This window comes from Streptomyces sp. NPDC043176, assembly GCF_056436715.1.
This window is the reverse complement of sequence record NZ_JBWKCA010000015.1, coordinates 18,909-43,255: the sequence shown is the minus strand read 5'-3', so window position 1 is coordinate 43,255 and position 24,347 is coordinate 18,909. Positions and strand designations below refer to the sequence as shown.

Annotated in this window: 18 protein-coding genes; 3 read left to right on the top strand and 15 right to left on the bottom strand. The window is 73.6% G+C overall.

Annotated features, from left to right (window positions below):
* Nucleotides 1–21 precede the first annotated feature (21 nt).
* The 3 genes from AC067A_RS23840 to AC067A_RS23830 all read right to left on the bottom strand — a co-directional run bounded on the left by AC067A_RS23840 (nt 22) and on the right by AC067A_RS23830 (nt 3,319).
* Nucleotides 22–960, bottom strand: a complete 939-nt coding sequence (locus tag AC067A_RS23840) for a carbohydrate ABC transporter permease (protein WP_479244498.1) — start codon at nt 958–960, stop codon at nt 22–24.
* Nucleotides 957–1,922, bottom strand: a complete 966-nt coding sequence (locus tag AC067A_RS23835) for a carbohydrate ABC transporter permease (protein ID WP_479244497.1) — start codon at nt 1,920–1,922, stop codon at nt 957–959. Before AC067A_RS23835 ends, AC067A_RS23840 begins: the two co-directional genes overlap by 4 nt.
* A gap of 92 nt (nt 1,923–2,014) precedes the next feature.
* Entirely contained in the window at nt 2,015–3,319 is a 1,305-nt protein-coding gene (locus AC067A_RS23830; protein WP_479244496.1) for an ABC transporter substrate-binding protein, read from the bottom strand.
* Nucleotides 3,320–3,665: 346 nt separating this feature from the next.
* Here AC067A_RS23830 and AC067A_RS23825 point away from each other — a divergent pair, with 346 nt between their 5' ends.
* Nucleotides 3,666–6,443 (top strand): glycosyl hydrolase, encoded by a 2,778-nt coding sequence (locus tag AC067A_RS23825; RefSeq protein ID WP_479244495.1) that lies wholly within the window; start codon nt 3,666–3,668, stop codon nt 6,441–6,443.
* A gap of 80 nt (nt 6,444–6,523) precedes the next feature.
* On the opposite strand, the gene AC067A_RS23820 is transcribed toward AC067A_RS23825, so the two are convergent.
* The 5 genes from AC067A_RS23820 to AC067A_RS23800 form a co-directional block, all read right to left on the bottom strand.
* Nucleotides 6,524–7,549: a LacI family DNA-binding transcriptional regulator gene (locus tag AC067A_RS23820; protein WP_479244494.1), complete on the bottom strand. Its 1,026-nt coding sequence runs from the start codon at nt 7,547–7,549 to the stop codon at nt 6,524–6,526.
* 319 nt (nt 7,550–7,868) lie between these two features.
* Nucleotides 7,869–8,534: a hypothetical protein gene (locus AC067A_RS23815; RefSeq protein WP_479244493.1), complete on the bottom strand. Its 666-nt coding sequence runs from the start codon at nt 8,532–8,534 to the stop codon at nt 7,869–7,871.
* Nucleotides 8,531–13,291 carry a DEAD/DEAH box helicase gene (locus tag AC067A_RS23810; RefSeq protein WP_479244492.1) on the bottom strand — a complete coding sequence of 1,587 codons (4,761 nt, stop codon included), beginning with the start codon at nt 13,289–13,291 and terminating at the stop codon, nt 8,531–8,533. Before AC067A_RS23810 ends, AC067A_RS23815 begins: the two co-directional genes overlap by 4 nt.
* A 169-nt stretch (nt 13,292–13,460) precedes the next feature.
* Nucleotides 13,461–14,276, bottom strand: a complete 816-nt coding sequence (locus AC067A_RS23805) for a CbtA family protein (protein WP_479244491.1) — start codon at nt 14,274–14,276, stop codon at nt 13,461–13,463.
* Between the two features lie 14 nt (nt 14,277–14,290).
* Nucleotides 14,291–14,518, bottom strand: coding sequence for a CbtB domain-containing protein (locus AC067A_RS23800; protein ID WP_017236531.1), 228 nt, complete (start codon nt 14,516–14,518; stop codon nt 14,291–14,293).
* Nucleotides 14,519–14,773: 255 nt separating this feature from the next.
* Here AC067A_RS23800 and AC067A_RS23795 point away from each other — a divergent pair, with 255 nt between their 5' ends.
* The gene (locus AC067A_RS23795; RefSeq protein ID WP_479244490.1) at nt 14,774–15,346 is read left to right on the top strand and encodes a histidine phosphatase family protein; all 573 of its coding nucleotides are present in this window, start codon (nt 14,774–14,776) and stop codon (nt 15,344–15,346) included.
* 33 nt (nt 15,347–15,379) lie between these two features.
* Here AC067A_RS23795 and AC067A_RS23790 read toward each other — a convergent pair whose 3' ends face one another.
* From AC067A_RS23790 to AC067A_RS23765, 6 genes are all read right to left on the bottom strand, one after another.
* Entirely contained in the window at nt 15,380–16,495 is a 1,116-nt protein-coding gene (locus tag AC067A_RS23790) for a FecCD family ABC transporter permease (protein ID WP_479244489.1), read from the bottom strand.
* The gene (locus AC067A_RS23785; RefSeq protein WP_479244488.1) at nt 16,492–17,526 is read right to left on the bottom strand and encodes a FecCD family ABC transporter permease; all 1,035 of its coding nucleotides are present in this window, start codon (nt 17,524–17,526) and stop codon (nt 16,492–16,494) included. The genes AC067A_RS23790 and AC067A_RS23785 overlap by 4 nt, the downstream gene beginning before the upstream one ends.
* Before the next feature lie 13 nt (nt 17,527–17,539).
* Nucleotides 17,540–18,595: an iron-siderophore ABC transporter substrate-binding protein gene (locus AC067A_RS23780; protein ID WP_479244487.1), complete on the bottom strand. Its 1,056-nt coding sequence runs from the start codon at nt 18,593–18,595 to the stop codon at nt 17,540–17,542.
* Nucleotides 18,596–18,809: 214 nt separating this feature from the next.
* Nucleotides 18,810–19,544, bottom strand: coding sequence for a hypothetical protein (locus AC067A_RS23775; RefSeq protein WP_479244486.1), 735 nt, complete (start codon nt 19,542–19,544; stop codon nt 18,810–18,812).
* Between the two features lie 109 nt (nt 19,545–19,653).
* Nucleotides 19,654–20,982, bottom strand: a complete 1,329-nt coding sequence (locus AC067A_RS23770; protein WP_479244610.1) for an amidohydrolase — start codon at nt 20,980–20,982, stop codon at nt 19,654–19,656.
* 219 nt (nt 20,983–21,201) lie between these two features.
* Complete coding sequence (locus tag AC067A_RS23765; protein ID WP_479244485.1) at nt 21,202–21,933, bottom strand: GntR family transcriptional regulator; 732 nt, start codon at nt 21,931–21,933, stop codon at nt 21,202–21,204.
* Nucleotides 21,934–22,085: 152 nt separating this feature from the next.
* Between AC067A_RS23765 and AC067A_RS23760 the strand changes: the two genes are divergently transcribed.
* A complete protein-coding gene (locus AC067A_RS23760; protein WP_479244484.1) occupies nt 22,086–23,816 on the top strand; it encodes a BCCT family transporter in 1,731 nt (576 codons plus the stop codon).
* Between the two features lie 5 nt (nt 23,817–23,821).
* Here AC067A_RS23760 and AC067A_RS23755 read toward each other — a convergent pair whose 3' ends face one another.
* Nucleotides 23,822–24,325, bottom strand: coding sequence for a DUF6328 family protein (locus tag AC067A_RS23755; protein WP_479244483.1), 504 nt, complete (start codon nt 24,323–24,325; stop codon nt 23,822–23,824).
* Between the last annotated feature and the right edge of the window lie 22 nt (nt 24,326–24,347).

The following is a 24,347-nucleotide window of genomic DNA, read 5'->3' as shown; positions in this document are numbered from 1 at the left end:
ATGGGGCGGGGCCGCGGTGGGTCAGCCCTTGACCGCGCCCTGCATGATGCCGCCCACGATCTGGCGGCCGAGCAGTCCGAAGACCAGCAGCACCGGGAGGGTGCCGAGCAGCGTGCCCGCCATGATCACGGACTGGTCGTGGACGTAGCCGCCGCCGAGCTGGCGCAGCGCGACCTGGACGGTGGGCTCGGAGGAGGTCAGGGCGACGACCGGCCAGAAGAAGTCGTTCCACGCCGCCATGAAGGTCAGCAGCCCGAGCACCGCCATGCCGGGCCGGGCCACGGGCACCACGATCGACCAGAAGATCCTGGCCGTGGACGCGCCGTCGACCCGGGCCGCCTCGATCAGCTCGTCCGGCAGCGACTGCACCAGGTACTGCCGCATGAAGAACACCCCGAACGCGGACACCAGACCCGGCAGGATCACCGCCTGGAGCTGGTTCACCCACCCCAGTTCGGCGATCAGCATGAACAGCGGGATGACACCCAGCTGCGGCGGGATCATCATCGTGCCCACCGTGACCGCGAGCAGCGCGCCCCGCCCCCGGAAGCGCAGCTTGGCGAAGGCGAACCCGGCCAGCGTGCAGCACAGTACGGTGCCGAGGGTGATCGAGCCCGACACGATGAGGGAGTTCAGCAGCGCCTTGCCGATGTCCGCCTCCTCGAGGACCGCCTCGAAGTTCCGCATCAGGTGGGGGCCCGGCAGCAGTGCCGGCGGGACCCGGGCCAGATCGGCGTTGGAGCGGCTGGCGGCGACGATCGTCCAGTAGAAGGGGAACGCGGACACCAGCACGGCGAGGATCAGGATCGTGTACGCGACCGGCCCGGCGTGCAGGGTGCGCCCCGCCCGCGAGGACCGTCGGCGCGGCCGTCCGGTACGACCGGAGGTCGGGCCGGAGGCCGGCGGGGTGGCGGGGGCGGCCGGCGCCGAGGCCGCCGCGGGGGCGATCGGCGCGGTCATCGGCCGGCCTCCTTGCGGGAACGGCGGCGCGCGATCAGGGCGTTGACCCCGACGAGCACCACGATGAGCAGGAACATCACCCAGGCGATGGCCGCGGCCCGGCCCAGGTGGAAGAAGCCCCAGCCCTGCTCGTACATGTAGAGGCCGAGCGTCTGGTACTGGTGCGAGATGCCGCCCGAGATCTGGCCTTCGAGCAGCAGCGGCTCCCCGAACAGCTGGGTCGCGCCGATCGTGGAGACGACGACGGTGAAGACGATCGTGGGCCGCAGACCGGGCAGCGTGACGTGGAAGAACTGCCGCCACCGCGAGGCCCCGTCCATCGCGGCGGCCTCGTACAGCTCGTTCGGGATGGACTGCATGCCCGCCAGGTAGATCAGGGCGTTGTAGCCGGTCCACCGCCAGATGACGATGCTCGACACGGCGATCTGGGAGGCGACCGTGTCGTTCTGCCAGTCCACGGGGTCGATGCCGACCACGCCCAGGACGTAGTTGACGAGCCCGAAGTCGCTCCCGAAGAGCTGGGCGAAGACGAGGGTGGCGGCCGCCACCGAGGTCGCGTACGGCAGCAGGATCGCGGTCCGCAGGAAAGTGCGTCCCCGCAGCCGGTAGTTCAGCAGGTGCGCCAGGCCGAGCGCCATCACCAGCTGCGGCACGGTGGAGAGCACGCCGATGGTGAAGGTGTTGCGCAGCGCGAGCCAGAAGTACTCGTCGCCGAGGAGGGCGGTGTAGTTGCCGAAGCCCCGCCACTGCATGTCGCCGGGCGTCTGGAGCTCCACCCGGTACAGCGACACGTACGCCGTGTAGACCAGCGGGAACAGGCCGAACGCGGCGAACAGGGTGAAGAACGGGGCCAGATAGGCGTAAGGCGAGAACGTCCGCCAGGCCCGCAGGGCGGATCCCCGCCGCCGGGGCGGCGCGATCCGGCCCGGCGGCGCCGGCGCCTGGGATGCGGTGAGGGTCACGGTGCGGCCCTTCGGTGAGAGGTCGGGGAGGAGAGTGCCGGGCACCCGGCTGTGCGGGTCGGCCGAGGGTGCGGGTCGGCCGACCGCGCGGGTCAGCCGATGGTGTTGGCGACACCCTTCTGCGCGTTCGACCAGGCCTTCTCGGGCGAGGTGCCCTTGCGCTCGACCTCGCTGAGGGCGTTGGTGATCTGCTGGGCGATGTTCTGGTCGTGCACGCCGAGGACCTGGACGGGGGCGGCCTTCGCCGCGTCGCCGAAGATCTTCCCGATCGGGGCGTCGGAGAAGAACGGGTCCTTCGCGTCGGCGACCTCCTCGATCGCGCCGGTGGCGGAGGGGAAGTTGCCCTGCTTCTCGAAGAGGCGGGTCTGCTGCTCGGGGGCGGTGAGCCACTTGATCAGCTCGTACGCCTCCTTCTTGTGCGCGGCGCCCTTCGGCACGGCCAGGTAGGAACCGCCCCAGTTGCCGGCGCCGCCGGGGAGCGGGGCGACGTCCCACTTGCCCTTGCCGGTCTCACCGGCCTGGCCCTTGATGTAGCCGAGCATCCAGGCGGGGCAGGGGATGGTGGCGAAGGAGCCGGCGGCGAAGGCCTGGTTCCACGCCGGGGACCACTGGTCGAGCTTGGCGCTCAGGCCGTCCTGGGCCGCCTGGACGGAGTGGTCCCAGGCGGTGCGGAGGGCCGGGTTCTCCTCCCAGATCAGCTTCCCGGAGGCGTCGTAGTACCGCTCCCTCTCCTGCCCGATCATGATCGAGTAGAGGCTGCCGACGCTGTCGAGCCAGGCGCTCTTGCCGGTCGCCTTCGCCTTGTACTGCTTGCCGAGGTCCAGGTAGCCGTCCCAGGTGGCCCACTTCTTGGCCAGTTCGTCGCGGTCGGTGGGCAGTCCCGCCTGCTTGAACAGGTCCGTCCGGTAGCACATCGCCTCGGGGCCGACGTCCGTGCCGAGCCCGAGGACCTCGCCGCCCTTGCCGGTGGCGGCGGCCCACTTGGCGGGGGCGAACTGGTCCTTCAGGGCGTCCGCGCCGTACTTGCGGAGGTCGGTGAAGCGGTCGGCCTGCTGCTGGGTGACGGAGGCGATCCGGCCCACCTCGATGCCCTGGACGTCGGCGAGCCCGCCGCCGCCGGCGAGGCGGGTCTGGAGGGACTTCCAGTAGTCGGCCTCGTCCTCGGTGTCCGTCTGCTTGATCGTGACGCCGGGGTGGAGCTTCTCGTACTCGGCGTAGAGGCCGGCCTCCTTGTATCCGAAGGAGCCGAACAGGTCCACGGTGATCGTGACCTTGCCGCCCGCGCCGTCCGAGGACGTGTCGTCCGTCGAACCTCCGCAGGCGGCGAGGAGTGCCCCGGTGAGCGCGACCGCCCCCAGGCGGACGGCGGCTCTCTTGGCGGCTCGGGCGATGGGCATGGGAAGCCTCCCTTGGTTCCGGAACGAGCGAGAGCGGTTGAGAGCGCTCTCAAGGCTGCGGAGGGAGCGTGCCCGCGCGGCGGCTCATCCGTCAAGGCTCGAAGGCGTAACGGACGAGACACGGCCTCAACTCCCCGCTGTGTTCAATCTCTTGACACACCTGTTTCGAGGGTTTTACGTTTCCGGCCATCTGAGAGCGCTCTCAGGCGTGGCTCGGCCCGACGCCCAACGCACGCACAACCCCTCGCTCAGCACACGCACAGTCCCTCGCTCAGCACACGCGACAGCCCCGCTCAGCCCCTCGCCCACGCGATCCCCGACTCCGCGACGACATGAGGTGCCGTTCATGCCAGCCCCCCGCACAAGGCCGGCCGCAGCGCTGGTCCTGGTCTCCGCCCTCGCCGCCCTGGGCCTGGGTCCCGCCGCCGCCCCGGCGGCAGCGGCCACCGTGCCCACGGGCGCCGGAAGCTACTCCGACACCCGCCCCGCCGGAACCTCCGGCCCCACCACCAACACCGGCGCGCCGGTCACCCCCAAGGTCACCCCCGCCGCCCAGGGCAAGCCGGTCCCCACCAACGACTGGTGGTCCTCCCTCGCCTTCCAGCGCTACGGCGACAACCCGTACTCCACCCCCATGTACGGCCACCCGCTCACCTACCAGGCCGTCGCCGGGGGCCTGGAGATCGGCTACCCGACCAGCCCCGCCGTCGTCGGCGACGGGCGCCAGTACGAGTTCGCGCACAAACGCGACCTCACCCTCGGCCTCACCGGCCTCAACTCGCCGGACACCAAGGCCGACGCCTGGTCCGACTGGACCGTCACCCCCTACTGGTCCGACGGCTCCCGCACCCTGCGCACCACCATCGGCCACGGCATGCCCTTCGTGTACGCCAAGGGCAGCGGAGGCGACGCCCGGATCACCACCGCCGAGACGCCCGCCGTTTTCGCCGACCAGGGCAACGTCCTCGGCATCACCGTCGCGGGCCACCACTACGCCCTCTTCGCGCCCACCGGCACCGACTGGAACGTCTCCGGCACCACGGTCACCGCCGGCCTCGGCGGCAAGGACTACTTCTCCGTCGCCGTCCTGCCCTCCACCGACGCCCTGGCGACCTACCGGAAGTACGCCTACAGCTTCGTCACCGGATCCACCGTGAACTGGAGCTACGACGCGGGCACCGTCCGGGCCACCTACGGCCTCACCACCGAGGCCAAGGAGGGCACCGAGCGAGGCACCCTCCAGGCCCTCTACCGCCACCAGTGGCTGCACACCACCGACCCGCTCACCCCGTACACCTACGTCTCGCCCCGCGGCACCATGAAGGTCCGCGAGTCCGCCTCCTTCACCACCTCCCAGCGCGCCGCCGCCACCCTGCCCGCGCTCCCCGGCGGCACGGGCGCGGACACCGCCCGGCTGCGCGGCTACCTGAACGAGGTGGCCAACGCCTCCGACCCCTTCTCCGGCGCCGTCGACACCTACTGGACCGGCAAGGCCCTCGGAAAGCTCGCCCAGCTCGTCCCGCTCGCCGACCAGATCGGCGAGGGCGCGATCCGCGACAAGCTCCTCGGCCTGATGAAGGGCCGCCTCCAGGACTGGTTCACGGCCGGAGGCGCCAGCGAGTTCTCGTACGACAGGACGTGGAGGACCCTCACCGGCTACCCCGCCTCCTACGGCAGCGACACCGAACTCAACGACCACCACTTCCACTACGGCTACTACGTGTACGCCGCCGCGATCGTCGCCCAGTACGACCCCGCCTGGGCCGCCGACTCCGCCTGGGGCGCCATGGTGAAGACCCTGGTCCGCGACACCGCCAACCCCAGCCGCACCGACGGCTCCTTCCCCTTCCTGCGCGGCTTCGACGTCTACGCCGGGCACAGCTGGGCCAGCGGCCACCAGGGCTTCGCCGCCGGCAACAACCAGGAGTCCTCCTCCGAGTCGACCAACCTCAGCGCCGCGCTCGTCCTGTGGGGCGCGGCCACCGGTGACACCGCCCTGCGCGACCTCGGCACGTACCTGCTCACCACCGAGGGCGAGGCCATCGCCCAGTACTGGTTCGACGCCGACCAGCAGGTCTTCCCCGCCTCCTTCCAGCACGACACCGTCGGCATGGTCTGGGGCAGCGGCGCCGCCTACTCCACCTGGTGGACCGCCAACCCCGAGGAGATCCACGGCATCAACGTCCTCCCCGTGACCGGCGGTTCGCTCCACCTCGGCGCACGCAAGGACGCCGTCCGGCGCAACATCGCCGAGATGGAACGGGAGAACGGCGGCCCCGCCGTCGAATGGCGCGACATCCTCTGGGAGTTCCAGTCCTTCGCCGATCCCGCCGCCGCCAAGGCCAAGTGGGACGCGGGGAACGCCGGGTACACCCCGGAAGCGGGCGAGTCCAAGGCCCACACCTACCACTGGCTCACCGCACTCGACACCCTCGGCGCCCCCGACGCCACCGTCACCGGCTCCCTGCCCACCTCCGCCGTCTTCCTCAAGGGCACCACCCGCACCTACGTCGCCCACAACCACGGCACGACCGCCCGCACGGTGACGTTCTCCGACGGCAAGTCCCTCACCGTCCCCGCCCGTTCGACCGCCACCGGCAGCGGGACGGGCGGCACCGACCCCGGCCCGGACCCGGAGCCGTCCACCGGCAACACCTTCCAGCTCCGCACCGGCGGGACCCTCACCACGGCCACCGGCGCCACCGCGGGCAGCGACACCATCGCCTCCGCCGGCGGTGCCAACCACGACGGCACTCCGAACCGGCCGCTCGTCTACGAGGTCAGGGGGGTCAACGGCACCCTCAGGTCCGGCGGCGCCACCGCCTTCCGCCTCCAGGTGGACGCGGGCACGGCCGTCGGCCTCGGCCAGCAGGCCAGGATCAGCTACGACCTCACCGGCGACGGCACCTTCGACCGGACGGAGACCTACCACTACTTCGCGACCGACCCGGTCACCGGATGGGAGGAGTACGCCCAGGCACGTGGCCTGAAGTCCGCCACCGGCACGCTCGGCGACCTGCGCGGCGGCACGGTCCGCCTGGAGGTCTGGAGCGCCATCGGCAACGGCGACTCGCGGCTCCAGACCGGCACCGACCGCTCCGTGGTCGTCATCCCGTACGACTGACCGCGGGCGTCCGGTGAGACGGCGGCGGGTCCGGGGAGTCCCCCGGGCCCGCCGCTCCTCGTACGGGCTTCCTCCCGGCCTCAGGCCGACGCGCGGCGGACCAGCGACGTCGGGGTGATCACCGACGCGGGGACCTCCGGGCCGGTCCCGTCGAGCAGCCTCATCAACAGCTTCACCATCAGCCGGCCCATGCCCTCGATGTCCTGGTGCACCGTGGTGAGGGCCGGTTCGGTCCTGCGGACCACCGAGTCCATGTCGTCGAAGCCGACGACGGCCACGTCCTCGGGCACCCGCACGCCCCGCTCGCGCAGGGTGCGCAGCGCGCCCGACGCCATCAGGTCGTTCGCGACGAACACGCCGTCGACGTCCGGCCGGCGGTCGAGCAGTTCCGCCATCGCGCGCGCCCCGCTCTCCTCGGTGAAGTCGCCCTGGCACAGCAGGGCGGGATCGGCGTCGATGAGGACGTCCCGGTAGCCGTGGACCCGGTCGACCGCGGACGTCTGGTCGGGCGGCCCCGAGATGTGGGCGATGGCCCGCCGGCCCAGGCTCAGCAGGTGCCGCACCGCCTCCCGGGCGCCGCCGCGGTTGTCGCAGTCGACGAACGGGATGGTGGGCGCGGTGCCGGGGGCGGGCCGGCCGCCGAAGACCACGGGGATCCTGGCCCGGTCGATCACGGCCGGCAGCGCGTCGTCGCTGTGCAGCGAGAACGCCAGCGCGCCGTCGACGTGCCCGCCGCCGAGATAGCGGGCGATCCGGTCGTGATCGCCCGGCCCCTCCACCCACAGCAGCACCAACTGGGCGTCGTGCGCCGTCAGTTCCCGGCTGATACCGCGTACCTGCTGCTCGAAGAACGGATCCGAGAACACCCGGAACTCCGGCTCCGCGATGATCACCGCCACGGCGCCGTTGCGTCGGGTCACCAGGGTCCGCGCCGCGTGGTTGGGGACGTAGCCGAGCTCCTCGACGGCCCGGCGCACCTTCTCGACCAGCGGAGAGCGCACGCCGGCGCCCCCGTTGACGACCCGCGAGGCCGTGGCGCGGGACACGCCCGCGTGCGCGGCGACGGCTTCCAGCGTGGGGCGGGACCCCGTGGTCGGTTCGGTCACGGCGGGCGCTCCTCGGCTGCGTCGGATGGTGGGCGGGCGGCGGTCCGCGGCCCCGGACGACGCCCCGGGTCCGCGGTCCCGTGTGTACCAGGATATCCGCAGGCCCACCCAGCCTGAGAGCGCTCCCAGACTCTGCTCCGGGGACTGCTTCCGGGTCTGCTCCCCGGTCTGCTCCCGGGCTCTCGCCCCGGACGGGGAAGCATCTTGCCCCGGACGGGGGAAGCGTCTTGCCCAGGGTAGGGACCCGCCTTGCCCTCGGAAGGGACCCGCCTTGCCCCGGGCGGGCGTACCACCCGGCCCCGTCTGACGTCGGCTCCGCTCAGCTCCGCGCGCCCTTCCCCGGTGTGCCCGGACCGCGGAGCGCCGCGCGGGCGGCCCGGTAGGCCTCGGCGGGATCGGCGTGCGGCACGGCGGCCGGCTGCCAGTCGCCGTAGCGCTCGACGTACGGGTGCCAGAGGCCGTCGGGGCCGTACCGGAGCTGGACGCGGGCCGGCGCGTCGGTGAGGTGGTTGTGGTGGCGCTCCACCGGAGCCGTCGGCGCGGGCCGGAACGGCTGCACGGCGTGCTCCGCCGCGGCGAGGACCTCGGGGTCGGCCGGCCGCGGGGCGAGGTGGGTCGCGACGCCGGCCGGGCCTCCGAACCGGTACGCGATGGCCAGCTGCCGTGTCCGCGGCACGGTGAGCCCGAGGCGCGCGGCGGCGGCCTCCAGGTGCGCGTCTCCGTGCCGGGCGGTGAAACGGGCGATGTCGACCGTGACGGCGTCCGCCGTCACCGCGGCGGGCGTCCCGCCCCACGGGTCGTCGAGCAGCGCGGCCGCACGGCCCGCGGCGTCGGCGACCAGCACGCGCAGCACGTCCACGGAGGGGAGGGGCGCCGGGGGCGGTCCGTCGGGGCCGTCCAGGACGGGAGGGGCGCCCGCGCCCGCTGCGACGCGTTCGACCGCGTCGGCGGCGGACGGCGGGACCGGGGCGGGCGAGGTGCTCATCCGAGGCCTCCCAGGCCGACGAGGTCGGCGAGTTCGCGGTCGGTGAGGCGGGCCAGGCCCGAGTCCCCCGAGGCGAGGACCGTGTCCTGGAGCGTCCGCTTGTGGGTGAGGAGCTGGTCGATCCGGTCCTCGATCGTGCCCCGCGTGATGAGACGGTGCACGGTGACGGTCCGCCGCTGCCCGATCCGGTGCGCGCGGTCGGACGCCTGGTCCTCGACGGCGGCGTTCCAGCTGCGGTCGAAGTGGACGACATGGCCCGCCCTGGTCAGGTTGAGACCGGTGCCGCCCGCCTTCACGGAGAGCAGGAACAGCGGTGACCGCCCCGCCTGGAAGGCGTCGACGAGCTCCTGCCGCCGCCGCGTGTTCAGGCCGCCGTGCAGGAACAGCGGGCGATGCCCGAGATGCGTCAGGTGCTGTTCCAGCAGCCGGCCCATGGTGACGTAACCGGTGAACACGAGCGCCGCCTCACCGCGCCCGGTGATCGTCTCGACCAGGTCGTCCAGCGCCTCCAGCTTGGCCGAACGGGCGGTGAACTCCCGTACCCGATCCGCACCGGGGTGCTCCTCGCCCCAGTAGTGGGCCGGATGGTTGGTGATCTGCTTCAGGGCGGTGATCAGCTTGAACACCAGACCGGACCGGGCCAGGGAAGGGGCGTCGGCGAGCTGCTCCATCGTCTCGCGGACCACCGCCTCGTACAGCGCGACCTGTTCGGCGGTGAGCTCCACGATCCGCCGGGACTCGACCTTCGCGGGCAGCTCGGGGGCCACGTGCGGGTCGGTCTTGCGGCGGCGCAGCAGGAACGGCGCGACCAGCCGCGCGAGGGCCCGCGCGGCAGGGCCGTCCGGCTCGCGCTCGGCCGCCGCCGCGTAGCGGGACCGGAAGGCCTTCAGCGTCCCGAAGAGGCCCGGGTTGACCCAGTCGAGCAGCGTCCACAACTCGGAGAGGTTGTTCTCGACGGGCGTGCCGGTGAGGGCCAGCCGCGTCGTGGAGACCAGGCCGCCCAGCCTGCGTGCCGTCGACGAGGCCGCGTTCTTGGCGTGCTGGGCCTCGTCGGCGATCACCAGGTCCCAGGTGCGGGCCGCGAGCGCCTGGTCGCGGCGCAGCACCCCGTAGGTGGTGAGGACGACGGCACCGTCGGCGACGGATCCGAGGCTCCGCCGCGTGCCGTGATAGACGGTCACGTCGAGATGCGGCGCGAACCGTCCGATCTCCCGCTCCCAGTTCGTCACCAGCGACGAAGGGCACACCACCAGGACCGGACCGCGGTGCCCCTCCTCCTGCCGGTGCAGGATGTACGCGATCGCCGTGAGCGTCTTGCCGAGCCCCATGTCGTCGGCGAGCACCGCCCCGAACCCGAGCCGGCCCGTGTGCCCCAGCCAGGCCAGCGCCCGCCGCTGGTACGCGCGCAGCACGGCGTCCAGCCGGGCGGGCGCGGCCACCGGCGGCGCGTGCTCGCCCTGCCGCAGGACCTCGACGACCGCGGCCAGGTCCCCACCCGCACGGCACGGCACCATGAGCCCGTCGACGCTCACCGAACCGGTGAGGGCCGCCGCCAGGGCCTCGACGCCGGCCAGCCGCCCGATCTCGCGCCGCCGCAGCCGCCCCGTCGTCACGGCGTCGAGCAGCACCCACCGGCCCCGCACCCGGACGAGCGGCCGGGCCGCCTCCGCGAGTTCGTCCATCTCCGCCTCGCTCAGCACGTCCCCGCCCAGCGCCACCTGCCAGCGGAAGTCGAGCAACGCCTGGAGACTGAACCGGGGCACGCCCCCGGTCGCACGCGGCGCCCCGGCGTGACCGGCCCCCTCCGCCCGGCCCGCGCCCTCCGCGCCCCGCACGGCTCCGCCCACGACGGCGTGCGCCGACAACCGGTCCCGCAGCCCGGCCGGCCACCGCACCACGAGACCGTCCCCGGCGAGCGCCTCCTCGGCCGCCAGAAGCCCTACGATCCCGTCCGCGTCGACCGCCAAGTCCCCGGGCGACGGCAGCAGCCCCGACAACACCGGGCACCGGCGGGCCAGCCGCTCGATCCGGCGGCGGACGCGCTCGCGCAGCAGATACGGCTCGACACCGGTCAGGTTCGCCTGGCCGGACCACAGACGGCGGACGGGGATCTCGCGACCGGGCCCGTCCGGCGCGCCGGGTCCGCCCGTGCCATGCGGCCCGTCCCGTCCCGCCGACCCGCCGGGTCCGCTCCGCCGGTCCGGCCGACGGGGCTCTCGCGCCCCGTCACGTCCGTCCGGGCGAGAGGCCGGCGCGACCGGCCCGTCGTCGACGGCCAGCAGCAGCCGGCCCGTCAGCCGCCCCGCCGCCGCCTCTTCCTCGGACGGCTCGGCGATGTCGAGCACCAGCCGGGGCGCAGGACCCTCGTCCCACCTGTCCTCGACCGCGTCGAGCCACCGCCGTACCTCGTCCGGCCCCGAGCCGGACTCGGACCCCGCCCCCGGCTCGGAAGGCCCGGCATCCGAGGCCGGCAGTCGGCTCCCGACCGCGCCGAGGAAGGGGCCCGCACCGAACAGGACGGCCGCCGGGGTGCGCACCAGGCCGTCGGCCACCGAGTCGAGGAAAGCCGGCACCGCGTCCCACGCCGTCAGCGGCCGGCCCCCGAGGGCCACCGCGTGGGCGTGCGGGGACATGCCGTGGGCCAGCGCCTCCGCCGCCCGCGCGGCGGCGATCGGCAACGGTCCGAGCCGCCACTGGTCGGCCCCGTCCGCCGTGAGCGCCGGACGGACCAGCCCCGCGGCGACCGTCTGCAGGGCGAGACGAGCCGCCCGCTCCCACTCCGCCGCCGTCGGATGCCACCCCGGGCTCCGGTCACGCCGCAGGAGTACGGGGACGGCGGCGGCCGACGGAACCCGCCACCCCACCACCGCGACGGCCGCGGCAGCCGACGGCAGCAGGACCGGACACCGCACCGGGGACAGGGGCTCCGGCAGCCCCGCCTCCGGCATAGGAGCCCCGTCGGCCCGGTGCAACAACAGCGCGCCCGGTCCGCCCTCGCCCGGCAGGAACGAGACGGCGCAACCGGCGGCGAGGGCCTCCGCGATCGCGTCGCCGGCCGAGAGCCCCGCGGCCCGGACGGGTGCTTCCGGCGCGCGTCGCGGCCCGGGCACGGGCGGGCGTACGGGTGGACGCGCGGCGGCGGTCCTGCGCTCGCCGGCCGTGTCGGGCGCGCCGGGGGACTCGTCGCCGGCATGGGACGGTTCGCCCGCGCCGTGCGCGGCGGATCCGGCGACGGACCCGAGCCCGGCGCCCTCGGCGGACCCGGAAGGGGACCCGAGCCCGGCGCCCTCGGCGGACCCGGAAGCGGACCCGAGCCCGGCGGACTCGACGTACCCGGAAGCGGACTCGACGTACCCGGTTCCGGTGGCCCCGGTGGCCCCGGTGGCCCCGGGCCCAGCGGATCCGCCCCCGGTGGTTCCGGCCGTTCCGGCAGCGGATCGGCCCCCGACGGCGCCTTCGGGCGCCGACTCGGCGTCCTGGGCCACGAGTCGGGCCATCAGCGCCGACGCCGCCGCGCGCCGGGCGTCCGGGCGCTGCTTGGCGCGGCCGGTGCCGAGGACCTGCTCGCCGGAGTGGACGAGGGTGCAGGTGTAGGTGCAGGCGACGCTCTTCGGGGCGGCCGTGAAGGTGGGGACCGGCTTGGTGATGACCTCCAACTGGGTGTACTTGTTCAGGTACTTCACCGGATCCTGCCCGGCCGGGACCGGCTGGATCCGCACGGTGCGCGACGCCCCGCCGGCCGCGCCCGCGGCGGGGGGTTCCTCCTGCCGTTCGGGTTCGGGAAGCCCGGCCAGCTCGGCCAGGAGGGCGACCGCGCCCTGGTGGACGGCCCGGCGGCGGTCCCGGGCGGTGCGTTCGGGTCCCTCGACGACGGTGGGGGATCCGGGGTCCTGCCAGCTCCAGCCGCAGGTGAAGCCTCCTGCGGACGGGGTGACCGTGTGCCGGAGTGCCGCGCCCCGCGCGTCCGCGTGCCAGCGGAGGAGCGTGGCCGCCGCCGACTGCATGTGGGCCGCGTGGTCGAGGGCGAGGAGGCGCAGGTCGCGCCACGCGGGCCCTCGGGCGGCGAACAGCAGGACCTGCAGGTCCCGGTGGCGCAGTCGTGCCGTTCCGGCCCGGCGGGTGACCTCGGCCGCGAGTTCGGGGCCGGGTTCGCCCTCCGTCACCCGGGCGTTCAGCAGGCACTCGAAGACCTCCGTGCCCATCCCCGGCAGCGTCAGCCGGGGTGGTGCCGTTCCGGCTCCGTCCGCGTCCGGGTCGCCGACGCCGGCCAGGCGTCGCAGCAGGGCGTGGGCGGCGGCCTGCCGGGCCCGCTGCAACGACCGGGCGCTGCGGGCCGGTCCGGTCACCGGCCGGTCGGCCGGCCCGAGCCGTACCGCCACGATGTGCCGGACGTGTCCGCCCGGCAGGTGCTCGGAGGACTCCTCGTACGAGGGTGGCGGCCAGACCTCGATCTGCGTGTGGGCGGTCAGCACCTGCAGCGCCGTCTCCGAGGTGTCCTGGAGGGCGTCGACCGCCAGGCGGCGGGCCGTCAGCCACGCGGGGTGGTCGTCGGTGGCGAGGAGGAGCAGGCGCAGGTCCCGGGGCGTGAGCTGCCCGGAGCGCGCCAGCCGCTCGGCCTCGGCCACCAGCGCGGTGTCCGTCCGCCCCATGCCGATCGCCCTCTTGGCCCGCTCGTGCCAGGCCGCCGGCTGCCCGCCGGACTCCGCGGGGCCTTCGAACTGCCGGACTGCGTCGACCAGCTGAGGACGACCACTCAAGAGGAGACCCTCCGAATGCGGAACGTGATGACATGTGCGCGCTCAGTATAGGGAGCGGAGTGTGCGCGGGTGCCGACGTTCGCCGTATCACCCCCCAGGAGACGGCCGGACATGGCTCCGCCCCGCACGCGAGCGGCGCGCGGGGCGGAGCCGTCGGGTCGTTCCCGGGTCAGCCGACGACCGGCGCCCCGACCTGGTTCGGGGTCCCGGCGGCCGCCCGGGGGGCGAGCGCCTTCTGCGCGAGGACGCCGAAGACCACCGCGAACACCGCCCACATGACCAGCTGGACGGCGAGCGAGGCCAGTCGGAACTCCCAGAGCAGCGCGGCCGGGAAGCCGGCCTTGACCGCGTCGTCGTTGTCCGGCAGCACCGCGAAGGCGACGGCCGTCACGACGACGAAGCCGGCACCGGCGGCCAGGGTCGCGTTCCAGTTGCCCAGACGCGGCGCGAGCCGCCGCCCCGCGATCACCGCGGCGACGCCGAGGAGCACGCTGAGCAGGATCATCAGGAAGAACAGCGTCGTGCGCTTCCCGATCGTGTCCGGATTGCCGACGGCCGGCGGGGTCGCCGGGTACTTCAGGAACGGCACCAGGTAGACGGTGGTGAACGCGGCCGCCGCGACGAGCGCCGCGGTCGCCCGCGGGCTGAACCGGCCGACGCGTCCCAGGGCGAAGGAGAACGCGAGCGCGGCGATGCCGCCGAGCGCCACTCCGTACACCAGGACGCCGGTGGCCAGACCGAAGGTCGACTGGACGTCGCGGCTGACCGCTTCCTCCTCCTCGGCCGACTCCTCGGCGGCGCCGTGACCGGCGTGCGCCCCGGCCTCGGCATGGGCCTCGTGGGCGGCCTGGGCCTCCTCGACGGCGATCGCGCCGTTCACGGAAGGCTCACCCACCACGTAGGCGACGGTGAAGGCGAAGAGCCCGGCGATCAGGCCCGCGAGCATGCCACGGACCAGCAGGGTTCTGACAGTTGAGGCGTGCATGTGCGGAACGCCCCTCAGTGGCAGGGGAAGCCGAGCAGGTGGCGACCGTCGTGCACCCACTCGTGCACGTCGGAGCCGGCGAACAGCGAGGTGGCACCCTGCTCGGCGCCGACGAAGTAGAGCGCGATCAGGGCCAGAAGGCCGACGAAGAAGGCCCAGGGAAGGACGGCCCGGACGGGCAGCGGAGCCGGTACGGCCACGGAAGGGGCGGAAACGGCAGCGGAGACGACAGCCTCGGCCATGATGAAACCTCCTGTGGGAACTCGCGTCCCAAACGGTGGTGCAAGACGACGGTCCACGGGTCTGACTTCCCGCGGCGTCACCTTCCGGGCCGCCGCGGCTTACAGTGGCGCGACCGTGCCGGGTTCTCACCGGACTTCCGTCTCGCCGTCGTCACGCTGTTCAGATGTCGCCTGACCGTACCGCGTGCGGGGGCCGCCGCCAAGACCGTGAGGCCTGGATCACTCTCCGTACGCCCCACGAGGACAAGGAACCCGATGACAGTCCGGCTGACGCTGATCTCCCCGGCGACGAGCGAGGCGATGCGCGAGGTGCGCTTCGACGACGACGGGCCCCTCGACCCGGCGGGGGCCGCCCGCGCCGAGTCCGTCGCCGCCTCGGTCCCCCCGGCCCCCCGCGTCCACACCTCGCCGTCCGCACGCTGTCGCGGCACCGCGCGGGCACTCGGCCTCCAGGCCGAGCCGCTGCCCGAACTCGCCGCCTGCGACATGGGGCGTTGGCGGGGACGGACGCTCGCCGAGGTCGCCGCGAGCGAGGAGGCGGCGGTCGCCGCGTGGCTCTCCGACCCGTCGGCGGCACCCCACGGCGGCGAGTCCCTGCGGGACCTCCGGCAGCGGGTCGGCTCCTGGCTCGACGCGCTCCCGTCCGTCTCGGGCCCCGTCGTCGCGGTCGCCGAACCGGACGTCGTCAGGGCCGCCGTCCTGCACGCCCTCGGGGCGCCCGACGCCACCTCGTGGCGCCTCGACGTCCGTCCCCTGACGGCCGTTCACCTCACCGGCCGCACCGACCGCTGGAACCTGCGCGTCGGCGAGGCGCTCGGCCCCGCGTAGGGGTGCGCCTCGCCGACACGCGGCCGTCGTGGGTCACACGGGCCGGTGCCACTCCCGGATCAGCAGGTAGCCGAGGTACGCGCCGCCGACGGCCATCGTGTAGAGGCCGACGGGCAGGTCGTCGAAGAGCGGCAGCTGCTGTGCGGTGAGATCGGCGAGGACCAGGAGGAGCGCGCCGAGGAGGGCGGACATGACGAGGTGGGGTCCGCCGCTGCGGGTGACGCGCTTGGCGATCTGCGGCGCCGTCAGGGAGATGAAGGCGATCGGCCCGGCGACGCTGACGGCACCGGCGGAGAGCACGATCGACAGGACGACCGCCGCGGTGGCCGTCCGGGCCGGACGGGCGCCGAGGCCGGTGGAGGTGTCGTCGCCCATCTCGCCGATGCTCAGCGGCCGGGCGAGCAGCGCGGCGAACGGCACGCACACGAGGAGGACGACCCAGATCGTCGTCGCGTCCTCCCAGGACCGCGCGGAGAGGCTGCCGTTGATGTACGCGGTGAGGGCACTGGCCTTGTCCCGCTCGACGGCGTAGACCACGTACTGGGTCAGGGCCGTCGCCATCGCGGCGACACCGATGCCCGCCACCACCAGACGTCCCGGGCTGCGGAAGCCCGTCCCGGTGGAGAAGTAGACGACGGCCATGGCGATCAGCCCGCCGAGCAGCGAGCCGACGGCGATCGGCATGACGTCCGGCAGGAAGAGCGCGGCGGCCGCCGCGCCCGCGCCCGCTCCGGCGCCGAGCCCGATCACGTCGGGGCTGCCCAGCGGATTGCGGGTGACGGACTGGAACAGCGCCCCGGAGAGGCCGAAGGCCGCGCCGGTGGCGATGGCCACCACGAGCCGCGGGCCGCGCAGCCGGTTCAGGACGAAGGCGTTCTTGCCCGTGGTCTCGCCCATGAGGGCCGTCGGCAGGTCCGCGAGGTCGATGCCGAGCCTGCCCATCGACAGCGTCGCGACGGCGGCGCCGAGGAGCAGCAGCAGGGCGACCGCGGCGGCGATCAGGGTGGAGCGGCGCACGGGTACGGCGACCCAGGGGCCGATCCGGACCATGGTGCGGCGCGGGGGTCGCGCCGGGCGGCGCGCCCTGGTCCCGCCACGGGTGGCGTCACCGGTGTCGGGCAGGGTGTCGGTCGGGTCGGCGGTCTTCATGCCGCTCCCCTCATGCGGCGGACGGCGAACAGCAGAGCGGGGGCGCCCACGAAGGCGGTGACGACGCCGACCATGAGCTCCTGCGGCCGCAGGACGACCCGGCCGATGACGTCCGCGAACAGCAGCAGCGTGGGCCCCGCGAGGGCGGCGAAGGCGATCTGCAGGCGGAAGTCGGCGCCCACGAGGGCCCGCACGAGGTGCGGGACGGCCAGGCCGACGAAGGCGATGGGACCCACCGCCGCCGTGGCGGCGCCGGCCAGCAGGGTCGCGGCGAGCAGCCCGGCGCCCTTCACGCGGGCGGGGCTGATGCCGAGAGAGGCGGCCTTGTCGTCGCCCATCGCCATGGCGTTGAGTCCGGGCGCGAGGAGTGCCGCGAGGACGAATCCGGCGGCGGCGAAGGGCAGGACCGCCCAGACCGCGTCGAATCCGCGGCCGCCGAGCGCGCCGACCACCCAGTAGCGGTACGTGTCGAAGACCTGGGGCCTGGACAGGGCGACGGCCTGGATGAACGCGGCGAGGACGGCGGAGAGCACCGCCCCGGCGAGGACCAGGCGGACCGGTCCGTTGCCGCCGCCGGCGGTGCCGATGAGGTGGACGACGACACCGGTCGCGAGCGCGCCGGCCAGGGCCCACCAGATGGTCTCCCGCTGTCCGGAGGCGCCGATGAACGCGGTGGCGGCGACGATGCTGGCGGACGCGCCCGCGTTGATGCCGAGCAGTCCGGGTTCGGCCAGCGGGTTGCGCGTGATGCCCTGCATGAGGGTGCCCGCGACGGCGAGGCAGAGCCCCGCGAGCACCCCGAGGGCGGTGCGCGGGTAGCGGCTCTCGACGACGGTGCGGGTGTACTCGTCGCCGCCGCCGGTGAGGACGTGCAGGACGTCGCCGGCGGACGTCGGCTTGCTGCCGAACATCACGCTGGCCAGCAGCGCCAGGGCGAAGAGCACCAGGCACAGCACGGCGGCCATGACATGCCGGGCAGGGCCCCGCCGTACGACGGCGGGGCCCTGGCCGATCCGGGAGAGAGTGGTCACGCTGGATCCGCTGTTACTTCCCGGCCTTGGCGACGGCCTTGTCGATCATCGGCAGGTAGCGCTCGATGCTGTACGGCACCGTGAGCGGGTTGATCATCGAGGAGGCGGTGACGAAGGGGGTGTCGTGGCTGTAGACCAGCGCGCCCTTCTTCACGGCGGGGATGGCCGCGTACAGCGGCTGGGCCTCGACGGCCTCACGGGACTTCTCGTCCATGTAGAAGGTGAAGGCGATGTCGCTCTTCGCCAGCTTGTTGGCGTTCTCCAGGCCGATCAGGGCGGAGTCGGTGCCCTCGGTCTCCGGGAAGGTGTCGACGATCGGGTCGACCTTGAGGCCCAGCTTGGAGACCATGGCGACGCGCTGCTCCTCGGGCTTGAAGATGCCGAGGCTGCCGGGGCCGGTGTTGTAGATGTACGAGAACGTGACGTTCTTGTAGTTGGGGCGGGAGGCCGCCGCGTCGGCGAGCTGCTTGTCGATCTTCGACTCGAGCTCCTTGGCCTTCTCCGGCTGACCGAGCGCCTTGGCGATGATCTCGATCTGCTGGTCCCAGTTCGTGCTCCACGCCTTCTCGGGGTAGGCGACGGTGGGTGCGATGTCCTTGAGGATGTCGTACTGCTTCTGCGTCAGGCCGGACCAGGGGGCCAGGATGACGTCGGGCTCGAGCTCGGTGATGGCCTCGATGTCGAGCTCCTCGCCGCCCTTGAACTGCTTGGGGAGCGTGGCGCCGGACTTCGTCACGGCCTCGTGGATCCACGGGAGGTAGCCGGACTTGTCGCTGCCCCAGGGGTACTCCTCGATGCCCACCGGGACGTTGCCGAGGGCGATCGCGGTCTCGGCCGAGCCCTGGCCGAGGGTCACCACGCGCTTGGGCTTCTCCTTGATGACCGCGTCACCGAGGGCGCTCTTGATGGTCACGGGGAAGGCGGCCGCCGGAGCCTTGGCCGTCGAGCCGCCCGCAGCGTCGTCCTTCTTCTCGTCCGCACCGCAGCCGGTCACCATGAGGCCGAGCGAGACCGCGGCGGCACCGGCCGCGAGGACGCGACGGCGAAGGGGCGTGAACACAGCAGGCATGGTGGATCCTTGTCTCCGGGCAGGGGGTGCTGAGGCGCCACCGGAGGCCTCCCCGGACAGGGGAAGGCCGGGCAGCGACCATCGCGAGGCGTTGTTAGGTGAGCCTAACCTATCTCCTCCGGAGGTGGATCACCAGGGGTCGCCCGCTTCCCTGACCGGGCGCCCACGGGCTTTTCGGACCGCCCCTCGGGCGGGCGGCTCCCCGGACCCACCGTCAGGCCGGCGACTCGCTCCAGGCCGTGGTCAGCCCGTCCAGCCAGGCGGGCGGCAGCTCGGCGGCGTCCCACTCCTCGTGCAGGGCGGCGGGTGCCGTGGCCAGCCGCTCCAGTACGGCGACGCTGGTGGGGGAGTGGACCAGCGAGTAGCGGCCGTGGATCGCGATCGCGCTGCCGGGGCCGTACTCCGCGTACAGCCGCTCCAGATGCGCGCGGTGCGTGGACGCGAACTCGGTCAGGCGCCCCGCGTACCGGGAGCGCTGCCGGGAGCTCATCGTGCCCAGCACCGCCCTGAGCACCTGATCGGTGACCTCCGGATCCAGGTCCGACTCGTCCGTGAACGACAGGTAGAGCGGGGTCATCGCGACCTTGGTCCGCGCGACCTCCGTCCGTCCCACGGGCGGGCGTTCGTCGGGGGAGTCGGCCGTGGGGTCGGCGGCGACGGCCCGCCGCAGGGCGCGCTCGGCGACCTCGCCGAGCGCGTCGGTCACGGCCCGGGTGCCGTCGAGCCAACCGGACGCGTACGGCTCGCCCTTCCCCTCCGGAGCGGGCCAGGGTTCCTTGCCGACCTCCTCGTACGCGAGCGCGACGGCACCGGCCTCGACGAACCCGATGAGCTCCTCGGCGTCACCGGACCAGACGCCCGCCCTGGCGAGCAGCTGGAGGAGGGTCCGCTTCGCGTTGAGCACGCTGACCGCGTCCAGCTGCTGCCGTCCTTCTTCGGCGGTGGTCATGGGGTCCTCCTCGTCGTAGGGACGGCGTGGTGCGGGTACGCGGAACGCTCGCTTCGAGCCTACGCAACACCCGCCCCTCGCCGCCTCCACCAGGGGTCTCCCCGCCGCGTCAGTCGAGGAACTCCCCGTCGCGGGCCACCACGACGCCGCCGTGCACGACCATGTCGCGGCGGGGCATGTCGACGACGACCTGGGGCAGGCATTCGCCGCGGACGAGGACGAAGTCGGCCGGGGCGCCGGGAGCGAAGTCGGCGTGCGCGAGGCCCATGACGTCCGCGCCGCCGTGGCTCGCGACGCGGTAGCACTCCGTCAGTTCGTCGTCGAGGCGGACGTCCGTGACCCAGCCGAGGACGTGCGCGCGGTGCACCATGTCCGCGTTCCCGAACGGGCTCCAGGAGTCGCGCACCCCGTCGGAGCCGAGGCCGACCCGTACGCCGTGCTCGCGCAGCCGGGCGATCGGCAGGACCAGGGAGTCGGACGGCGCGACCGTGGTGAGGGCGATGTCCTGCTCGCCCAGGTCGGCGGCGACGGAGCCCAGTTCACGGTCCGTCAGGCCGGGCAGGCAGAAGACGTGGCTGACGGTGACCTTGCCCGCGAGCGACAGGGCGCGCGTGCGGTCGATGATGCCGCGCACGGCCTCGAGTCCCTTCTCGCCGCGGTCGTGCAGGTGGATGTCGACGCCGACGCCGTGCCGGTCCGCGATGCCGAACACGGTGTCGAGCTGCTCGTCGAGGGCCTGGTCGAAGCCGAGGGGGTCGATGCCGCCGATCATGTCGACGAGGCCCGTGCGCGCCGCCTTCTCCAGCAGCGCCGCGGTGCCCGGCGTACGGATCACGCCGTGCTGGGGGAACGCGACGATCTGCACGTCGAGCGCGTGCCGCAACCGCTCACGCGCCTCGGCCACCCCCTCGGCCCCGGCGAGACCGTAGGCCGGCGCCACGTCGGCGTGGGCGCGCATCGCCCGGGTGCCGCGGGCGACCGCGTGGGACATCAGACCGTACGCGCGTTCCGCGACGGGGCGGCGCTGGCCGCGGAACAGCTCCACGTCCTGGGCGACGTAGTCGGCGATGCCGCTCGCCGGTCGCCGCGACACCCAGGACCCGCCCCACGTCGTCTTGTCGGGGTGGATGTGGGCGTCCACCAGGGACGGCAGCGCGATCCGCCCGCCGCCGTCGACCACCTTCGCGCCCCGCGGCGCCGGACCGTCGACGACGCGGCCGTCGACCACCACCAGGTCCGTGGCCCGCGCCGCACCGAGCACGCGCACGTTCCTGAAGACCACCGTCCGCGCGCCGCGGCCCGTGCCACCGGACGCGGCGGCTTCGGCGTGACCGGTGCCGTCCCCGGCCGCGCGGGCGTCCCCGGCCGCGTGGGCGGCGCCGGCCGTGGCGGCCGTCGTCGCCGTGGTGCCCGCCAGGGCGGCGGCCCCGGCCAGCATCGCGCGGCGGGAGAGCGAGCCGGTGGCGGAGGCGGGGGACGGGCTGGCGGCTTCGACGGGCACGGTGAGCTCCAGGGGTAGGCCGATGACTCCCCGTTTTGTATACCAAGCCGAAGGCGGCCGACAAGGGGGTGAAGAAGAGGCCGTGAATTAGCGGGCTTTCGTAGAGGTGTCGACCAGGGGGAGTGCCGCTCTCCGGCTTCTGGTATACAAAGAGCGTCAGGCGTCGCCGAAGAGCGACCGCAGGGCGACGGACCTGCTGTCGCGCACGTGCAGCAGCGTGCTCGCCGCGGCGGCCTCCGGGTCACCGGCGGCGATGTGCCGGTACATCTCGGCGTGCTGGGCGCGCATGTGGGCGGGCTCCTCGCGCAGGCCGAACACCAGCCGCAGCTGCCAGCTCAACTGCTCCATGGTGCGCCCGAGCAGCGGATTGCCCGTCAGGGCGACGACGCCCTCGTGGAACGCCGTGTGGGCGGCCACCTCCCGGCTCCCCTCGTCCGCGGCGGCCGCCGACTCGGCCTGCCGCAGCGTGTTCCGGAGCGCGTCGAGCCCGCCGGTGCCGCCCGCCGCCACGACCCGCGCCGCGAGCCGCGACGCCTGGACCGCGAGCGGCTCCCACACCTCGTACAGGTGCTCCACATCGGCCCGCTCCAGCCGCCGCACGCGCACCCCGCTGTGCGGCAGCAGCTCGAGGAGCCCCTCCGTGACCAGGGCGCGCAGCGCCTCGCGCACCGGCACGCGGGACATGCCGAGCTCCTCGGCGACCTCCCGCTCGACCAGCCGCGCGCCCTGCGCGTACCGCCGGTCCACGATGCGCTGGAGCACCGCCTCCCGTGCCCGCGCGCCGAGCGGCGCCGCCGGGGCCGGCGCGTCCGTGGGGGGAGCGGCCGTGGGGGGAGCGGCCGAACCGCCGTCGGTGGCCGTCGCGCCGGTCCTGCGTCTGTCCGCCACCGTTCCCGTCCTCTTCCGTCCGTCGTCGGCCGTGCCGGGCCGAGGATACGTCGGCCTCTCCCGCGTGTGTCCCCCGACCGGCCCTGCGCCTGTGGTACTGCCTTACCGAGACATCGTCACATTTGTTCCTGATGTGCGGAAAGGTGCCCTTCGTGTCGCAGGAAGAACGGAAGCCCGACGGCCGTCGAGCCGGTCCTGAAGGGGGCGGCGGAGGGGGGCGGCCCGTGCCCGCGGACCCGCCGGACGGCCACGACCGCCCCCAGGCCCGTACGGACTGGATCGTGTTCGGCGTCACCGCCGTCCTCACCCTGGCGTTCGTCGTCTGGGGAGCCACTGCCACGGACAGTCTGGAGAGCCTCTCCGACAAGCTCCTCGACGGGCTGATCCGCAACGGGGGCTGGGCGTTCATGCTGGTCGCCTCCGGGTTCGTGGTGTTCGCCCTGTGGCTGGCCGTCAGCCGCTACGGGCGGATCACCCTCGGCCAGGAGGGCGAGGACCCCGAGTTCCGTACGGTGTCGTGGATCGCCATGATGTTCAGCGCCGGCATGGGCATCGGCCTCATGTTCTACGGCGTGAGCGAGCCCCTGGCCCACTACGGCACGCCACCGCCCGGCACCCGCCCCGTCGACTCGGCCGAGCGGATGGAGACCGCGATGGCCACCACGCTCTTCCACTGGACGCTCCACCCGTGGGCGATCTACGCCGTGGTCGGCCTCGCCATCGCCTACTCCACGTTCCGGCGCCGCCGCCGGCAGACGATCAGCGCCGTCTTCGTCCCGCTGATGGGCGAACGACGGGCGTACGGCGGCCCCGGCCGGGTCATCGACATCCTGGCCATCTTCGCGACCCTCTTCGGTTCCGCCGCCTCCCTCGGCCTCGGCGCGCTGCAGATCGGCAGCGGCTTCCAGGAGCTCGGGTGGATGGAGAAGGCGGGCACCGGGCTGCTCGTCGCCATCATCGCCGTACTGACCGCGGCCTTCGTGCTCTCCGCCGTCTCCGGCGTGGAGAAGGGCGTCCAGTGGCTCTCCAACATCAACATGGTGCTCGCCGCCGTGCTCGCCCTCTTCGTCTTCGTCGCGGGCCCCACCATCATCGTGCTCGACCTGCTGCCCACCTCCCTCGCCGCCTACATCGGCGACCTTCCGCAGCTCGCCGGACGCACCGAGGCGACCAGCGGTGCGGAGATCCACGACTGGCTGGGCAGCTGGACGGTCTTCTACTGGGCCTGGTGGATCTCCTGGACGCCCTTCGTCGGCATGTTCATCGCCCGCATCAGCCGGGGCCGGACCATCCGTCAGTTCGTCGGGGGCGTCATCCTGGTCCCCAGCACCGTCAGCCTCGTCTGGTTCGCCGTCTTCGGCGGTACGGCCATGAAGCTCCGCGAGCAGGGCGAGCTGGCCGGGGAGACGACCCCCGAGGGGCAGCTCTTCGGCGTGCTGCAGGAGTTCCCCCTCGCCGGGGCCATGAGCCTGCTGGTGATGATCCTGGTGGGGATCTTCTTCGTGTCCGGCGCGGACGCCGCCTCGATCGTCATGGGCGCGCTCTCCCAGCGCGGCGCCCTGGAACCGGCCCGGCCCGTGGTCGTCTTCTGGGGCGTCGTCACCGGGGCGGTCGCCGCCGTCATGCTCCTCGTCGGCGACGGCCAGGGCGACGCCCTGGCGGGCCTGCAGAACCTCACCATCCTGGTGGCGGCGCCGTTCGTGCTGGTGATGATCGGCATGTGCGTGGCGCTCATGCGCGATCTGCGCGAGGACCCGCTGATCGTCCGCGGCGAGGTCGGCCGGGAGGTCGTCGAGGTCGCCGTGATCGCCGGTCACGAGAGGTACGACGGCGACTTCGAGCTCACCATCGGTCCGGGAACGCCGGAGGGGGAGGGCCGCTGACGGCGTCAGTCGCGGTCCGTGTAGCGCAGGCGCACCCAGAGCGGGAGCGCGAACCAGCAGAGCAGGTACCAGGCGAGGACGCCGGAGACCAGCCAGGGCACGTAGGTGTCGTGCGTGACGACCCGGAGGACGAGGAGGAGCGCGGTGGTGAGGGTCGCCAGGAGGAGGAGGAGACCGGTGAAGGTCAGCCGCGAGGCCCAGACGACCGCCTGGGGTTTGACGCGGCCGCCCGAGACGATCCGGTGGAAGGCGACGGGGCCGATGAGCGCGCCCGTCGCCAGGGAGCCGAGGACGACGGTGACGACGTAGATGTTCTTGTCGGTCTGCCCGAGTCCCTGGAAGTGCGGGGTGAAGGCCACCGTGAGCAGGAAGCCGAGGAGGATCTGGACGCCGGTCTGCGCCACCCGGATCTCCTGCATGAGTTCCTGCCAGCGCCGGTCGGCCCGTTCCTCCTCCGTCTCGTCACGGCCGTGCGTCCTGCCCGCCTCGGACCTCGTCTCCTCCGGCATGGGCGTCTCCTTCCCCGGCCCC

What these genes read in the sequence shown, in the direction of transcription:
- AC067A_RS23830 (WP_479244496.1), bottom strand. Translation starts at nt 3,319, where the DNA reads ATGCCCATCGCCCGAGCCGCCAAGAGAGCCGCCGTCCGCCTGGGGGCG.
- AC067A_RS23795 (WP_479244490.1), top strand. Translation starts at nt 14,774, where the DNA reads ATGACAGTCCGGCTGACGCTGATCTCCCCGGCGACGAGCGAGGCGATG.
- AC067A_RS23800 (WP_017236531.1), bottom strand. Translation starts at nt 14,518, where the DNA reads ATGGCCGAGGCTGTCGTCTCCGCTGCCGTTTCCGCCCCTTCCGTGGCC.
- AC067A_RS23815 (WP_479244493.1), bottom strand. Translation starts at nt 8,534, where the DNA reads ATGAGCACCTCGCCCGCCCCGGTCCCGCCGTCCGCCGCCGACGCGGTC.
- AC067A_RS23755 (WP_479244483.1), bottom strand. Translation starts at nt 24,325, where the DNA reads ATGCCGGAGGAGACGAGGTCCGAGGCGGGCAGGACGCACGGCCGTGAC.
- AC067A_RS23780 (WP_479244487.1), bottom strand. Translation starts at nt 18,595, where the DNA reads ATGCCTGCTGTGTTCACGCCCCTTCGCCGTCGCGTCCTCGCGGCCGGT.
- AC067A_RS23825 (WP_479244495.1), top strand. Translation starts at nt 3,666, where the DNA reads ATGCCAGCCCCCCGCACAAGGCCGGCCGCAGCGCTGGTCCTGGTCTCC.
- AC067A_RS23770 (WP_479244610.1), bottom strand. Translation starts at nt 20,982, where the DNA reads ATGCTGGCCGGGGCCGCCGCCCTGGCGGGCACCACGGCGACGACGGCC.
- AC067A_RS23775 (WP_479244486.1), bottom strand. Translation starts at nt 19,544, where the DNA reads ATGACCACCGCCGAAGAAGGACGGCAGCAGCTGGACGCGGTCAGCGTG.
- AC067A_RS23790 (WP_479244489.1), bottom strand. Translation starts at nt 16,495, where the DNA reads ATGAAGACCGCCGACCCGACCGACACCCTGCCCGACACCGGTGACGCC.
- AC067A_RS23840 (WP_479244498.1), bottom strand. Translation starts at nt 960, where the DNA reads ATGACCGCGCCGATCGCCCCCGCGGCGGCCTCGGCGCCGGCCGCCCCC.
- AC067A_RS23805 (WP_479244491.1), bottom strand. Translation starts at nt 14,276, where the DNA reads ATGCACGCCTCAACTGTCAGAACCCTGCTGGTCCGTGGCATGCTCGCG.